Here is a 13,008-nt window from a genome sequence, read left to right as displayed (position 1 = left end):
CAAGCAATTGCTTTGGTAGGAGGTAGCGTGACCGAGGTCGTCCGTTACGAGGTCGAGGGTCCGATCGCGACCGTCACCATGAACCGCCCCGAGTACCGCAACGCCCAGAACTCCGCGATGACCTACGCGCTGGACGCCGCCTTCAGCCGCGCGGTGGACGACGACGCGGTGAAGGTCGTCGTGCTCGCAGGCGAAGGGAAGCACTTCTCCGCGGGCCACGACATCGGCACGCCGGGCCGCGACGTCGACACCACCTTCGACCGCAAGGCGGTCCTGTGGTGGGACCACGTCGGCAAGCCGGGCGGCGACGGCCGCTACGCCCGCGAGATGGAGGTCTACCTGGGGATGTGCCGCCGCTGGCGGGAGATCCCGAAGCCCACGATCGCGATGGTGCAGGGCGCGTGCATCGCGGGCGGGCTCATGCTCGCCTGGGTCTGCGACCTGATCGTGGCCGCCGACGACGCGTTCTTCTCCGACCCCGTGGTGCGCATGGGCATCCCCGGCGTCGAGTACTTCGCGCACCCGTGGGTGCTCGGCCCCCGCGCGGCCAAGGAGTTCCTGTTCACCGGCGACCGGTTCGGCGCCGCCCGCGCCTACGAGCTGGGCATGGTCAACAAGGTCGTCCCCCGCGACGAGTTGCGCACGGAGACGGAAGCGATCGCCGGGCGGATCGCCGCCATGCCGCGGTTCGGGCTCGCGCTCACCAAGCGCGCGGTGAACCAGGCCGAGGACCAGATGGGCCTGCGGGCCGGCATGGACTCCGTGTTCGGCCTCCACCACTTCGCGCACGCCCACAACGCCGAGACGTCCACGGACTCGCTCGGCGGCATGGACGCCCGGTCGATGAGGAACGCCAGTGGATCTTGACCTGGACGCGACGACCGTCGCCTTCCGCGACGAGGTGCGGGACTGGCTCGCCGCGAACGTCCCGCGCGAACCGCTGCCGCCCATGGACTCCGCCGAGGGCTTCCCCCTGCACCGGCAGTGGGAACGCACGCTCGCCGAGGCCCGCCTGTCCGCCGTGACCTGGCCGCACGAGTACGGCGGCCGCGACGCGTCGCTGCTGGAATGGCTGGTGTTCGAGGACGAGTACTACGCCGCGGGCGCGCCCGCCCGGGTGAGCGCGAACGGCATCGCGCTGCTCGCGTCGACGCTGTTCGCCCACGGCACCGACGAGCAACGCGACCGGATCCTCCCCCGCATGGCCCGCGCCGACGACATCTGGGCGCAGGCGTGGTCGGAGCCGGAGGCGGGCTCCGACCTGGCGGCCGTGCGCAGCAGGGCGGTGCAGACCGACGGCGGCTGGCTGCTCACCGGGCAGAAGACCTGGAGCAGCAGGGCGAGCCACGCCGACCGCGCGTTCGGCCTGTTCCGCACCGACCCCGAGGCGCAGCGCCACCGCGGACTCACGTACTTCATGTTCGACCTGCGGGCCGACGGCGTGACCGTCCGTCCGATACAGCAACTCGACGGCGTCCCCGGGTTCGCGGAGATCTTCCTCGACGACGTGTTCGTGCCGGACGTCGACGTGATCGGCGCCCCCGGCGAGGGCTGGCAGGTCGCCATGACCACCGCCGGCAACGAGCGCGGTCTCACCCTGCGCAGCCCGGGCCGGTTCATGGCGGCCGCCGAACGGCTCGTCGACCTGTGGCACGCCAACCCCGACCCGCGCCTCGCCGACCGGGTCACCGACGCGTGGATCGGCGCGCAGGCCTACCGCCTGTACACGCTCGGCACGATCAGCCGCCTCGCCGAGGGCGGCGCGCTCGGCGCCGAGTCCAGCGTGAACAAGCTCTTCTGGTCCGAACTGGACGTGGCACTGCACGAGACCGCGCTCGACCTGCTCGGCGCGGACGGCGAACTCGAGGGGGCGTGGCGGTCGGGTTACCTGTTCGCGCTGGCCGGCCCGATCTACGCGGGCACCAACGAGATCCAGCGCAACGTCGTCGCCGAGCGGGTGCTCGGCCTGCCGAGGGGTGATCGATGAGGTTCGCGCTGAGCACCGAACAGCGGGAGCTGGCCGCGACCGTGCACGCGTTGCTTTCCGCAACCGACGTGCCCGCTGTCAACACCGCGTGGGCCGGCGGCGACCACGAACCCGGCCTCGACCTGCTGGGCAAGCTCGCCAAGATCGGCGTGGCCGAGCTGGCCGACCTGCCCGTCGAGCAGGTGGTGGTGTTCGAGGAACTGGGCAGGCACGCGGTGCCCGGCCCGCTGGTCGAGTCGTACGCGGTGGCGCCCGCGCTCGGGCTCACCGACGACCTGGCGACCGTCGCACTGCCGCCGCACGTGCCCTACGCGCTGGACGCGGACGTGGCCACCCCGTACGTGGTCGACGGCGACGCGGTGTGCCGGGCCGTGCCCGGGGCCCTGCTGACCTCGGTCGATCCGGCCCGGCGGCTGTTCGAGGTCCGCCCCGGCGAGTGGGTCGGCACCGCCGAGGACGTGCTCGACCGGGGCGTGCTCTGCCAGGCCGCCCAGCTGGTCGGGCTCGGGCGCGGGCTGCTGGACCAGGCGAGCGGGTACGTGACGCAGCGGCGGCAGTTCGGCCGGCCGGTCGGCGAGTTCCAGGCGGTCAAACACCACCTCGCGAACGTGCTGGTGGCGCTCGAGTTCGCCCGGCCACTCGTGCACGCGGCCGCGGTGACCGGCGAGACCAGGGATGTGTCGGCCGCCAGGGTCGCCGCCGCCGACGCCGCCTACCTCGCCGCGCGCGCCGCCCTGCAGGTGCACGGCGCGATCGGGTTCACCCGCGAGCACGCCCTGTCGTGGTGGCTGCTGAAGGTCCGGGCGCTGCGTTCCGCGTGGGGCACCCAGACGTGGCACCGCCGCCGCGTGCTCACTTCGCTTCGGAGTCGATGACCAGCTTCCCGCCGATCCGGGTCACCCGGATCTCCTTGTGCACGGTCTTCTCGCCCGCGTCGGTGAGGTAGGTGACGTCGACCGGCACGGTCACCGAGCCGTCGGCGTTGGGCCGCACGTTCCTGGCGTTCTCCGAGTAGACGTCCTTGAACCCCGCCCAGTACTCGTCGAACGCCTCCCGCCCGCCGAACAGGGCCTGCGCGTGCTGCGACAACAGCGCCCACCGCTTCGCCGAGTTCTGCGGCTCGCCGAAGTAGTCGATCACCATGAGCCCGGCCTGGCTGTAGTCGATCGGCCCTGCCGGGTCGGGCGCGCTCGTCCCGGGGTCGGACGGGTTGGTCGAGGGCGCGTCGTCGGACGGCTCCGTCGACCGGGTCTGGCTGGTCCCGCCGCCGTTCTGGCCGGTGCCACCACCCGCCTGCCGGGTGCCGCCGGGGGTCTCGTCGCCGGTCAGCATGAGGACCGTGAACAGCGTGCCGACCAGCACGACCAGCGCCACCGCGCCCACGATCACGAGGTTCTTCCGCGACGGCCCGGCCTGCCGGGGCGCCTGCGCGGGCTTCGGCAGGGCGGCCGTCGGCTGCGCGGGGACGACGGGGCGCGGCGGGGTCGCGGCGATCACCGGCCGCGGCGGGGTGTGCTGCACCTGCCGGACGGGGACCGCGGGGATCCCCTCCGGCGGTGTCGTCGCCGCGGAGGCCAGCGCGGCCGCCGCCTCCTGCATGCTCGGCCGCTCGGCGGGGTCGACGCGCATGAGGCTCATCAGCGCGGGCGCGAGCGGGCCCGCGTTGCGGGCGGGCGGCACCTTGCCGGACGCGACCGCGTGCAGCAGCGCGAGCGGGTTGGAGTTGGTGCCGAACGGCGGCCTGCCCTCGATGGCGTGGTAGAGCGTGGAGCCGAGGGAGAACACGTCGGAGGCGCGGGTCGGCTCGTCGCCGCGCGCGATCTCCGGCGCGAGGTAGGCGGGGGTGCCCGCGAGCATGCCGGTCTGCGTGGTCACCGTGCCGTCGTCGAGCGCGCGGGAGATGCCGAAGTCGGTGATCTTCACCGTGCCGTTGTCGGCGAGCAGGATGTTGCCCGGCTTGATGTCGCGGTGCGCGATGCCGACGGCGTGTGCGGCCGCGATGGCCTCCGCGACCTGCGCGCCGATCTCCGCGGCCTCGTTCGGGGTCAGCGTGCCGCGCTCCTCCAGCACCGCCGAGAGGCTCTTGGACGGCAGGAACTCCATGACCAGGATCGGGTCGCCGTCGTGTTCCGCGACGTCGAACAGGGCGATCGCGTTGCGGTGCTGGAGCCGGGCGGCGATCCGGGCCTCGCGCATGGCCCGCCGCCGGGTCTCCTCCGTCATGACGTCGCCGATCGCGTACCGGGCGACGAGCCGCTTGATCGCGACGGTACGGCCGAGCCGTTCGTCCTGCGCCTTCCACACGACGCCCATGGCACCGCTGCCGACCTGTTCGATCAGTCGGTAGCGCCCGGCGACAAGTGCACCCTTCTCGATGACCACGACTCCTTGTGTGGATTCGGACAGGCCCCCGACCTGAGCCCCGAGGATATCGAATCCACCTGATCGGGCTACGTCCTAGGCAACCAAGCAACTGTTTGGTTGAATTGGCGGGTGACCGCCGAGCAGGACGCGCTGCGTGACACCCTCCGCCAGCTGCTCACCCGTGAGTCGGACACCCGGTCGGCGATGACGTCACCGTCGGGTCACGACGAGAAGCTGTGGGCACGCATGGCCGCCCTCGGGCTGACGGCGCTGGCCGCCCCGTCGACCTGCGAGGCGACCTTCCTCGACACCCGGGTCGTGTTGTCCGAGCTGGGCCGGACCGTGACACCCGGTCCCTTCCTCGGTTCGGTGGTGGCCGCCGCCGCGGCGTCGTCGGCGGGTGCGGGCGACGTGCTCGCGGACATCGCCGAGGGTGCCCTGACCTCGCTCGTGTGGGGCCCGTACGCGCTGAACGCCCAGGTCGCGGACGTGTTCCTGGTGCCGCGCGACGACGGGCTGTACGCGCTGTCACCGTCGGACGTCGTGGTCACCCCCGCGGGTGGCATGGACCCGACCCGCAGGCTCGCGACCGTCACGGCGACCGGCGCCGGGCGGTTCCTCGGCGCGCCCGACATGGCGTGGGTGCGGGACGTGGCGTGCGCCGCCCTGTGCGCGGAGTCGGCCGGCGCCGCGGCCCGCTGCCTGGAACTCACCGTCGACTACAGCAAGCAGCGGACCCAGTTCGGCCGCCCGATCGGGTCGTTCCAGGCGCTCAAGCACCGGATGGCCGACATGCACGTGCTGGTGGAGACGGCCGAGTCGGCGTCACTCGCGGCCGCGACGGCCGTGGCGACCGGCGAGGACCTCACCCACGCGGCGGCCACCGCGACGGTGTGGTGCACGGAGGCGTTCGCGCAGGTCGCGGCGGAGATGATCCAGCTGCACGGCGGCGTCGCGATCACGTGGGAGCACGACGCGCACCTCTACTTCAAGCGGGCGCACGGCAACACGCACCTGTTCGGCTCGCCCCGCGAGCACGTGTCATGGCTGTCCGCCGAACTCGGCGGCTAGCTTCGCCGGCGCCCGCAGCCGCCACGACTCGGTGAGCAGCTCCCGCAGCTCGTCCTCGTCGACCGCGTCGAGCCGGACGAGCACGCTCGCGTGGCCGTCGTAGTGCGGGGTGGTGGCGAACTTCTCCGGCTCCGAGGAGACCAGCCCGCGCTTCTCCCCCTCGTCGGCGACCCAGACCAGCAGGTCGCCCTCCGGGCGCAGACGCGCGAAGAGCCGGTCCTTCACGCGGAAGCCCGGCGTGCCGTAGGACGGCTTCTCCGTGGTCTCCGGCAGCGACAACGCGACCCCGCGCACATCGTTCTCGGTCACCATGTGCCCCAGTGTTGCAACCTCCGGCGCCCGGGAGGTGTGTGAGAGGTATGAGCAAGCGCGACAGCAGCGACTTCCCCGCGTTCGCGAGCCGGTCGGCGGCGTCGCTGACGCGGCTGGCCTACCTGCTGTGCGGTGACCGGCACCTCGCGCACGACCTCGTGCAGACGTGCCTGATCAGGCTGTACCAGGCGTGGCCGAGGCTGCGGGACCACGACGCGGCCGACGCGTACGCCAGGAAGGCGCTACTGCGGTGCTGGCTGAACGAGCGGCGCCGCCCGTGGCGCCGTGCCGAGTCGCGCGACGGTCTCGTGCCCGACACGCACGCGCCGGAGCGCGACCACGCCGGGGACGTGCACCTGAAGGAGACCATCCGGAGCGCGCTCGCGACGCTGCCGCCCCGGCAGCGCGCCGCGGTGGTGCTCCGCTACTGGGCACAGCACTCCGTCGCCGAGACGGCCGCGATCCTGCGCTGCTCGGAAGGGACCGTCAAGAGCCAGGCCGCGCGGGGTCTCGCGGCCCTGCGCGCCGCGCTGGACGCCGACACGCTCGAGGAGCTGAACTCATGACCGACGACATCACCCGCGGCCTGTCGCTGCTGGCCGACGAGGTCGCGCCGGCACCCGTCGACGGCGTGGCCGAGACGGCACGAGCCCGCACCCGCAACCGGCGGGCGGGTGCCGCGACCGCGCTGGCCGTGGTGGTCGCGGGCACGCTGGCGGTCAGCCTCGGACGGGACGAGGGTGTGCGGGTGAGCGATCCGCCCACCGAGCGCGCGGCCCGGCTCACCGCGGAACTGGCCGAGATCGAGGGCGAGATCGCACTGCCGGGCTGGGAGCGGCTCCCCGCGGGCACCCCCGGTCCGCTGGACGTCTCGCTCGCGGGCGGGAAACCGTTCTCGTTCGCGTGCCGGGACGCCGAGGAGGGCGACGAGCCGCTGCCGATCGTGGCGGTGTGCCAGGCGGTCGCGCAGTACGAGCGTGGCGACGACCGGCTCAGCGTCGCGGTCCAGGTGTTCACCGCGGACGGCCTGGCCGTCAAGGCCGCACCCGGCGAGGTCGTGGCGCTGGCGGGCGGTGGGAAGGCCGTCGTCCGCCCGACGGGCCACATGCTCACGGTCGGCCACAGGGACGTCCTGCGCAGGAACGAGGAGGCGTATCCGGCGGCCGGCACACAGCTGATGACCGCGTGGCGCCCCCGCCACACCGGCATCATCGTCAACGTCGCCTACACCGGGACCGAGCCGCCGTTCACCGACGAGCAGCTGCTCGCGTTCGCGACCGCGTTCACCTGGTGAACCAGTCGAGGACCAGCGCCGCGACCGCGTCCGGCTGCTCGAGGTGCATGAAGTGCCCGGCCCTCGGCAGGATCTCCACCTTCGAGCCCGGCGCGAGACCGTCCTGGACGTCGACGAAGTGACGCGCGTCGATGCACCCGTCCTCCCCGCCGCCCAGCACCAGCAGCGGTTTCGACGCCGCCGCCTCGGTGCGGCCGCCGCGGTCCACGAGCGCCGGGTCGAACCGGGTCGGGTCGAAGTTCGCGCGGTAGATCTTCAACACGTTGTCGAGGTACTTCTCGTCGCCGTACAGCTCGTGCACCCGCGCCTTGTGCACGGGGTCGAGCTCGAGGCGCGGCGACCACGTCGCCCACAGGTAGTCGATCAGCGTGCGGTCGGTGTTGAGCACCGCCTCGGCGAGCCCGTCGACCGCGAACAGGAACATGTAGAACGACCGCTGCAGCTGCGCCGGGTCCTGGAAGACCTTCGCGAGCCCGGCAGGCGGCGGGACGGCGAGCGTGACGCCGCGCCTCAGGTGGTCCGGCCACGCCGCGGCGACCCGGCCCACCATGCCGGCGCCGATGTCGTGACCGATCATGTCGACCGGCTCGCCGAACGACTCGGCGACCGCGGCCGCGTCGGCGGCCAGCGTGATGCCGTCGGAGTAGGTCAGCGCGTCGGCCGTCGACGGGTGGAACCCGCGCAGGAACGGCATGACCACGCGGCGGCCCTCGGTGACGAGGCGCTGCGCCAGCGGCGCGAACGTCATGGGGTGGTCGGGGAAACCGTGCCAGCACACGACGACCGGGCCGTCGCCCGCCGCGAACGCCGGGAAGGCCAACCGGTCCGTCTCGATGACGATCTCCTGGAACTGCACGAACGCCAGGTTAGATCCAGTCGTCGTGCCGGGACCAGGTGATGAGGTTGTCGAGGATGCCCGGCGTCGGCTCGGCGGGCTCGGTGACGGTGTACGCGCCGCGGTGGAACAGCAACGGCCGCTCGTCGCGCTGGTCACCGAGGGTGGTCACGCGGCCGACGACGATGTGGTGGTCGCCGCCGTCGTGGACGTCCTCCACCGCGCAGTCGAGCCAGGTCAGGACGCCCGCGAGGATCGGGGCGCCGGACGGGGCGGGGGCCCACGGCACGCACGAGAACTTGTCGGCGCCCGCTTTCCCGAAGGTGGCGCTCACGTCCTGTTGCGCATGGGCGAGCACGTTCACGCAGAAGTGGCCGTACGCCTCGATGTGCGGCCACGTGCGCGAGGTTCGCCCAGGGCAGAACAGCACGAGCGGCGGATCGAGCGACAGCGCGGCGAACGACTGGCACGCGAAGCCCACCGGTTCGGCGTCGCGCATGGCGGTCACCACCGTGACGCCGGTGCAGAAGTTGCCCAGCGCCTTCCGGAAACGCGCCTGGGAAATCACCGCGGCCGCGCGCCGATCGAGAAGTCGTGACCCCACAACGAGACCGCGGTGCTCTCCCGCGCGATCCACGACTCGTCCTCGACCTGGCGGCCCTCGCAGCCGAACTCCACGTCGAAGCCGCCGGGCGTCTTCATGTAGAAGGACAGCATGAGGTCGTTGACATGCCGCCCGAGCGTGGCGGACATCGGCACCTTGCGGCGCAGCGCGCGGTCGTGGCACAGGCCGACGTCGTCGGTGTTCTCGACCTCGACCATGAGGTGCACGATGCCCGACGGTGTCGGCATCGGCAGGAACGCGAGGCTGTGGTGGCGCGGGTTGCAGCCGAAGAACCGCAGCCACGCGGGTTCGCCGTCGGCGGGGCGGCCGACCAGCTGCGGCGGCAGCCGCATCGAGTCGCGGAGCCGGAACCCGAGGACGTCGCGGTAGAAGGCGAGCGCCTCCGCGTCGTCCCGTGTGGACAGCACGACGTGGCCGAGGCCCTGCTCGCCGGTGACGAACCGGTGCCCGTACGGGCTGACGACCCGCCGGTGTTCCAGCGCCGCGCCGTGGAACACCTCGAGCGTGTTGCCCGACGGGTCGTCGAACGTGATCAGCTGGTCGACGCGCCGGTCCTTGCGCTCCTCCGGCGTGCCTTCCTTGTACGGCACGCCCGCGGCCTCCAGGCGGCCGCACACCTCGCCCAGCTCCCCGACGTTCGCGACCTCCCAGCCGGAGGCCGACAGCCGGTCGGTCTCGCCGGGCAGGATCACCAGGCGCGCGGGGAAGTCGTCCATGCGCAGGTAGAGCGCGTCGTCGCGGGCGCCCTTGCCCTCGACCATGCCGAGGACCTTGAGCCCGAAGGTCCGCCAGGCCTCGACGTCGGTGGCCTCGACGCGCAGGTAGCCGAGGGATCGGATGCCCATCACTCGCTCCCGATGAAGTCCATGGCGATGCGGTTGAACTCGGCGAACTTCTCGAGCTGCGCCCAGTGTCCACATCGGCCGAACACGTGCAGCTGTGCGCGCGGGATCAGTTTCAGCGCGGCGAGCGCGCCGTCGAGCGGGTTCACCCGGTCCTCGCGACCCCACACCAGCAGGACCCGCTGCCGCAGCCGGTGCGCCTCCCGCCAGAGCATGCCCTCCTCCGGGTCGGCCGCGAACGACGCACCCATGGATGCCATGGCACGCAAGGATTCCGGGTCGCTCGCGGCGGCGTAGCGCTCGTCGACCAGCTCGTCGGTGACGAGCTTCTGGTCGTACACCAGCGTCCGCAGGAAGTCGGCGAGCTTCTCCTTCGACGGGCCGGGTGGCGCCGCGAACCGGTACAGCTTCTTGATGCCCTCGGTCGGGTCGGGGGCGAACACGTTCAGCCCCAGCCCGCCGGGCGCCATCAGCACCAGCCTGCCCGCGCGGTCGGGGTAGCGCAGCGCGAACCGGACGGCCGTGCCACCACCGAGCGAGTTGCCGACGAAGTGGGCCTTCTCGATGCCCAGCTCGTCGAGGAACTTCAGCAGCGCGTCGGCGGAGAAGGTGAAGTACTGGCTCGTGATCTCCGGCTTGCCGGAGGCGCCGAACCCGGGCTGGTCCACGACGATCGTGCGGTACTTCTCCGCGAACACGGGCAGGTTGCGCCCGAAGTTGCTCCACCCGGACGCGCCGGGACCACCGCCGTGCAGCATGACGACGGTCTCGCCGCTGCCGTCCTCGTGGTAGTGGATGCCCGCGCGAACGTCCTCTGTCGTCATATCCACGCGTCCTGCACCTTGAGCCCGAGCTGCTCCTGCCCGTACATGACGAGGGCCTTCTCGGGGTCGTTGATGGCGTGCACGCGGCCGGCGTGCGCGTCGCGCCAGAAGCGCTGGATCGGCGTGCCGACCTTCAGCGCACGGCCGCCCGCGCTCTCGAAGAGCCGGTCGACGGCGGCGATCGCGGCACCGGTCGCGTTGACCTGGTCCCTCCGCGTGCGCACCCGCAGCGGGAAGGGGATCTTCTCGCCCGCGGTCACGTACCGCATCTCCTCGTCGAGGTTCCGCTCGATCTGCAGCACGGCGGCGTCGATCCTGCTGGCGGCCTCGGCGATGCGGATCTGGTTGAACGGGTCCTCGGCGGCCTTCCCACCGGTCGACGCGCGCACGCGTTCGCGGGTGTGGGTGACGTAGGCGTCGTACGCGCCGGTCGCCATCCCGATCACCGGCGTGGCGATCGAGCACGAGAACACGGACGCGAACGGCAGCTTGTACAGCGGTGCCGTGTTGACCGCCTGGCCCGGCCCGTAGCACTTGCCGGTGTCCATGAAGCTCAACGTCCGGTACCCGGGCACGAACACCTTGTCGACGATGATGTCGTTGCTGCCCGTGCCACGCAGGCCGATCGTGTCCCAGACGTCCTCGATGGCGTAGTCGGCGCGCGGGAGCAGGAACGTGCGGAAGTCGACCGGGGTGCCGTCCTCGCCGAGCACCAGGCCGCCGAGGAAGACCCAGGTGGCGTGGTCGCAGCCGGAGGAGAAGCTCCAGCGGCCGGTGAACTCGAACCCGCCGTCCACGGGTTTCGCGCGGCCCATCGGCGCGTACGACGAGGAGACACGGGTGTCGTCGTCCTCGCCCCACACCTCCTGCTGCGCGCGGTCGTCGAACAGGCCGAGCTGCCACGGGTGACACCCGAGCACGGCGGCCACCCACCCGGTCGACCCGCACGCGGACGCGACCATCCGCACGGCGCGGTAGAAGTCGTTGGGGTGTGCCTCCATGCCGCCGTAACGGCTGGGCTGCAGCAGCTTGAAGAACCCGGTCTCCTGGAGGGCCTTGATCGACTCCTCGGAGACCCGGCGCGCGTCCTCGGTGGCCTGGGCCCGCTCCCGGAACACGGGGAGCAGCTCCCGCACAGCGTCAAGCACCTGTTCGCTCACCCGACCAAGACTAGAACACGTTCTCGTTTCTGTCGATCCGGGACGCTGAGCCGTCGTCGCGCGGCCGGCCGAACGCACGACCCGGACCACCCACGAGGAGGTGCGGACGGCCATGGCCGAGGTGAGCACGCGGCTCGATCAGCTGACCGCGTTGTTGCCCGCCGCGTGTCGGCCCGCTCTGCGGCCCGAGAAAACGCAGTCCGCCAGCGACAGCCCGCTCACGTAGGAGTTCGAGCAGATCCCGACCGCCGTGCGGCCCGCCGCGTACAACCCCGGCACCCCGGTCACCTGACCGGTCTCCTCGTCCACCACGAGCCCGCCCAGGGTGAGCACCGGACACGGGTAGCCGAGCCGCGGCCCGTACGACACGTCGATCAACGCGAACGGCTCCGTCAACGGCGCCACCAGTTCAGCCGCCTTTCCGAACGCGTCCTCCCCCCGCCCGTACGCGGCCACGGTCGCCGCCAATCCGGCAGGGTCGACGCCCGACCGACGCGCCACCTCCGCCACCGATGGGCCGCGAACCAGTGCGCCTCGCAGGAGGTAGCGCGCGGAAACACCTTGGAACCACAGGGTTTCCCGGCGGATCTGCTGCCGCGCGGCGCGCAGGATCGTCTCGTCCACCAGCAGCCACGCCTTGCCGCCGCGTTCCTTCACCAGCTTCGCCCCGATGGCCGCGCCGTAGGACGACTCGTCGATGAACCGCTCGCCCGCCGCGTCGACCAGCACCCCGCGTTGCAGCGCCGACGGCGGCGTCAGGAAACGCCACGCCGACACCGTCGACATCCGATCGGTGACGCCGCCGACTGACTCACCCAGGCGAATGCCGCTGCCGTCGTCACCCTGCGTGCCCAGCGGCAGGCCGCCGCGGAACTCGGGGGCATGCGACCGGAGCATCTCGCGGTTGTTCACGAACCCGCCCGCCGACAGCACCACCCCGCGCCGCGCCCGGATCCGGACCACCCGGCCGCGCCGGGCCTCGACGGCCTCGATCCGCCGGTGCAGCTTCCGCGCGAAACCCGGGATGTACAGGCCGGGCTTGGTGGCGTACCGGTGCAGCACGCGATGCCACCGCGACCGCAGCGTCCGGCACTCGACGCCGACGACCCGCCCGTCCTCGACCACCAGCGAGGTCACCGTCGTCTGCGGCACGACCCGGACCCCCGCCGCCCGTGCCGCGGAGGCGAGCGCCGCGAAGAACACCCGGCCGGAGGTCCCCCGTCCGTGCGTCCGGTGGCCGCGCGGAGCCGGGGCGGCGGTGGCACGGTACGGCCACGCGTTCTCGCTGCCCGAGTAGTACAGGTAGTAGTCGTTCGACGGGTACGACGTCTTGTACGGGCACAGCGACGGGTCGAACGGCACACCCGCGTCGGCGAGCCAGTCGATCATCTCCGCGCTCTCCGCGCAGAACCGCCGCAGGGTCTCCTCGGAGATCACGTCGCCGGTCTCCTGCCGCAGGTAGGCGACCATCTCGTCGACCGTGTCGACCACGCCCGCCGCCTTCTGCACCGACGTGCCGCCGCCCGCGTAGACGACGCCGCCGGACATCGCGGTCGCGCCGCCGCCTGTGAACCGGTCGACGGCCAGCACGGACGCGCCCGCCCGCGCGGCCTCCAGGGCGGCGCACGCGCCCGCCCCGCCGAAACCCACCACGACCACGTCAGCGTGTTCGTCCCACTCCAAGGGCATGGCAA

Annotated in this window: 14 protein-coding genes; 6 read left to right on the top strand and 8 right to left on the bottom strand. The window is 72.2% G+C overall.

All coding sequences use genetic code 11. The annotated features are described in order from the left end of the window. The first annotated feature begins 27 nt into the window (after nt 1-27). From ACYQ77_RS04825 to ACYQ77_RS04815, 3 genes are read left to right on the top strand one after another with little or no spacing between them, the layout of a single operon-like run. Nucleotides 28-867 (top strand): enoyl-CoA hydratase, encoded by an 840-nt coding sequence (locus tag ACYQ77_RS04825; RefSeq protein WP_459707758.1) that lies wholly within the window; start codon nt 28-30, stop codon nt 865-867. Continuing rightward, nucleotides 857-1,987, top strand: a complete 1,131-nt coding sequence (locus ACYQ77_RS04820) for an acyl-CoA dehydrogenase family protein (RefSeq protein ID WP_459707757.1) — start codon at nt 857-859, stop codon at nt 1,985-1,987. Before ACYQ77_RS04825 ends, ACYQ77_RS04820 begins: the two co-directional genes overlap by 11 nt. Continuing rightward, nucleotides 1,984-2,862, top strand: coding sequence for an acyl-CoA dehydrogenase family protein (locus ACYQ77_RS04815; RefSeq protein ID WP_459707755.1), 879 nt, complete (start codon nt 1,984-1,986; stop codon nt 2,860-2,862). The genes ACYQ77_RS04820 and ACYQ77_RS04815 overlap by 4 nt, the downstream gene beginning before the upstream one ends. Here the strand turns inward: ACYQ77_RS04815 and ACYQ77_RS04810 are convergent. Next, nucleotides 2,840-4,369 (bottom strand): serine/threonine-protein kinase, encoded by a 1,530-nt coding sequence (locus ACYQ77_RS04810; RefSeq protein ID WP_459707754.1) that lies wholly within the window; start codon nt 4,367-4,369, stop codon nt 2,840-2,842. The two genes, ACYQ77_RS04815 and ACYQ77_RS04810, sit on opposite strands and share 23 nt — an antisense overlap. A gap of 111 nt (nt 4,370-4,480) precedes the next feature. Here ACYQ77_RS04810 and ACYQ77_RS04805 point away from each other — a divergent pair, with 111 nt between their 5' ends. After that, on the top strand, nt 4,481-5,422 hold the full coding sequence (locus ACYQ77_RS04805) for an acyl-CoA dehydrogenase family protein (protein ID WP_459707752.1): 942 nt from the start codon (nt 4,481-4,483) through the stop codon (nt 5,420-5,422). Here ACYQ77_RS04805 and ACYQ77_RS04800 read toward each other — a convergent pair. After that, the gene (locus ACYQ77_RS04800; RefSeq protein WP_459707750.1) at nt 5,393-5,734 is read right to left on the bottom strand and encodes an MmcQ/YjbR family DNA-binding protein; all 342 of its coding nucleotides are present in this window, start codon (nt 5,732-5,734) and stop codon (nt 5,393-5,395) included. The two genes, ACYQ77_RS04805 and ACYQ77_RS04800, sit on opposite strands and share 30 nt — an antisense overlap. A 47-nt stretch (nt 5,735-5,781) precedes the next feature. Between ACYQ77_RS04800 and ACYQ77_RS04795 the strand changes: the two genes are divergently transcribed. Continuing rightward, on the top strand, nt 5,782-6,300 hold the full coding sequence (locus tag ACYQ77_RS04795) for a SigE family RNA polymerase sigma factor (protein WP_459707749.1): 519 nt from the start codon (nt 5,782-5,784) through the stop codon (nt 6,298-6,300). Continuing rightward, complete coding sequence (locus ACYQ77_RS04790; protein WP_459707747.1) at nt 6,297-7,028, top strand: hypothetical protein; 732 nt, start codon at nt 6,297-6,299, stop codon at nt 7,026-7,028. Before ACYQ77_RS04795 ends, ACYQ77_RS04790 begins: the two co-directional genes overlap by 4 nt. Here the strand turns inward: ACYQ77_RS04790 and ACYQ77_RS04785 are convergent. The 6 genes from ACYQ77_RS04785 to ACYQ77_RS04760 form a co-directional block, all read right to left on the bottom strand. Beyond that, nucleotides 7,018-7,884 carry an alpha/beta fold hydrolase gene (locus ACYQ77_RS04785; RefSeq protein ID WP_459707746.1) on the bottom strand — a complete coding sequence of 289 codons (867 nt, stop codon included), beginning with the start codon at nt 7,882-7,884 and terminating at the stop codon, nt 7,018-7,020. The two genes, ACYQ77_RS04790 and ACYQ77_RS04785, sit on opposite strands and share 11 nt — an antisense overlap. A 10-nt stretch (nt 7,885-7,894) precedes the next feature. Continuing rightward, entirely contained in the window at nt 7,895-8,467 is a 573-nt protein-coding gene (hsaB, locus tag ACYQ77_RS04780) for a 3-hydroxy-9,10-secoandrosta-1,3,5(10)-triene-9,17-dione monooxygenase reductase subunit (protein ID WP_459707744.1), read from the bottom strand. After that, complete coding sequence (gene hsaC / locus ACYQ77_RS04775) at nt 8,428-9,333, bottom strand: iron-dependent extradiol dioxygenase HsaC (RefSeq protein ID WP_459707742.1); 906 nt, start codon at nt 9,331-9,333, stop codon at nt 8,428-8,430. Before hsaC ends, hsaB begins: the two co-directional genes overlap by 40 nt. Then, complete coding sequence (hsaD, locus tag ACYQ77_RS04770) at nt 9,333-10,154, bottom strand: 4,5:9,10-diseco-3-hydroxy-5,9,17-trioxoandrosta-1(10),2-diene-4-oate hydrolase (RefSeq protein ID WP_459707740.1); 822 nt, start codon at nt 10,152-10,154, stop codon at nt 9,333-9,335. Before hsaD ends, hsaC begins: the two co-directional genes overlap by 1 nt. Continuing rightward, on the bottom strand, nt 10,151-11,314 hold the full coding sequence (gene hsaA, locus ACYQ77_RS04765; protein WP_459707739.1) for a 3-hydroxy-9,10-secoandrosta-1,3,5(10)-triene-9,17-dione monooxygenase oxygenase subunit: 1,164 nt from the start codon (nt 11,312-11,314) through the stop codon (nt 10,151-10,153). Before hsaA ends, hsaD begins: the two co-directional genes overlap by 4 nt. A gap of 138 nt (nt 11,315-11,452) precedes the next feature. Further along, nucleotides 11,453-13,003 carry an FAD-binding protein gene (locus tag ACYQ77_RS04760; protein WP_459707737.1) on the bottom strand — a complete coding sequence of 517 codons (1,551 nt, stop codon included), beginning with the start codon at nt 13,001-13,003 and terminating at the stop codon, nt 11,453-11,455. Nucleotides 13,004-13,008: the final 5 nt, after the last annotated feature.

This window comes from Actinophytocola sp. KF-1, assembly GCF_054661535.1.
This window is presented reverse-complemented; position numbering and strand designations above follow the sequence as displayed.

What these genes read in the sequence shown, in the direction of transcription:
- ACYQ77_RS04795 (WP_459707749.1), top strand. Translation starts at nt 5,782, where the DNA reads ATGAGCAAGCGCGACAGCAGCGACTTCCCCGCGTTCGCGAGCCGGTCG.
- ACYQ77_RS04790 (WP_459707747.1), top strand. Translation starts at nt 6,297, where the DNA reads ATGACCGACGACATCACCCGCGGCCTGTCGCTGCTGGCCGACGAGGTC.
- ACYQ77_RS04800 (WP_459707750.1), bottom strand. Translation starts at nt 5,734, where the DNA reads ATGGTGACCGAGAACGATGTGCGCGGGGTCGCGTTGTCGCTGCCGGAG.
- hsaC (WP_459707742.1), bottom strand. Translation starts at nt 9,333, where the DNA reads ATGGGCATCCGATCCCTCGGCTACCTGCGCGTCGAGGCCACCGACGTC.
- hsaD (WP_459707740.1), bottom strand. Translation starts at nt 10,154, where the DNA reads ATGACGACAGAGGACGTTCGCGCGGGCATCCACTACCACGAGGACGGC.
- ACYQ77_RS04760 (WP_459707737.1), bottom strand. Translation starts at nt 13,003, where the DNA reads ATGCCCTTGGAGTGGGACGAACACGCTGACGTGGTCGTGGTGGGTTTC.
- ACYQ77_RS04815 (WP_459707755.1), top strand. Translation starts at nt 1,984, where the DNA reads ATGAGGTTCGCGCTGAGCACCGAACAGCGGGAGCTGGCCGCGACCGTG.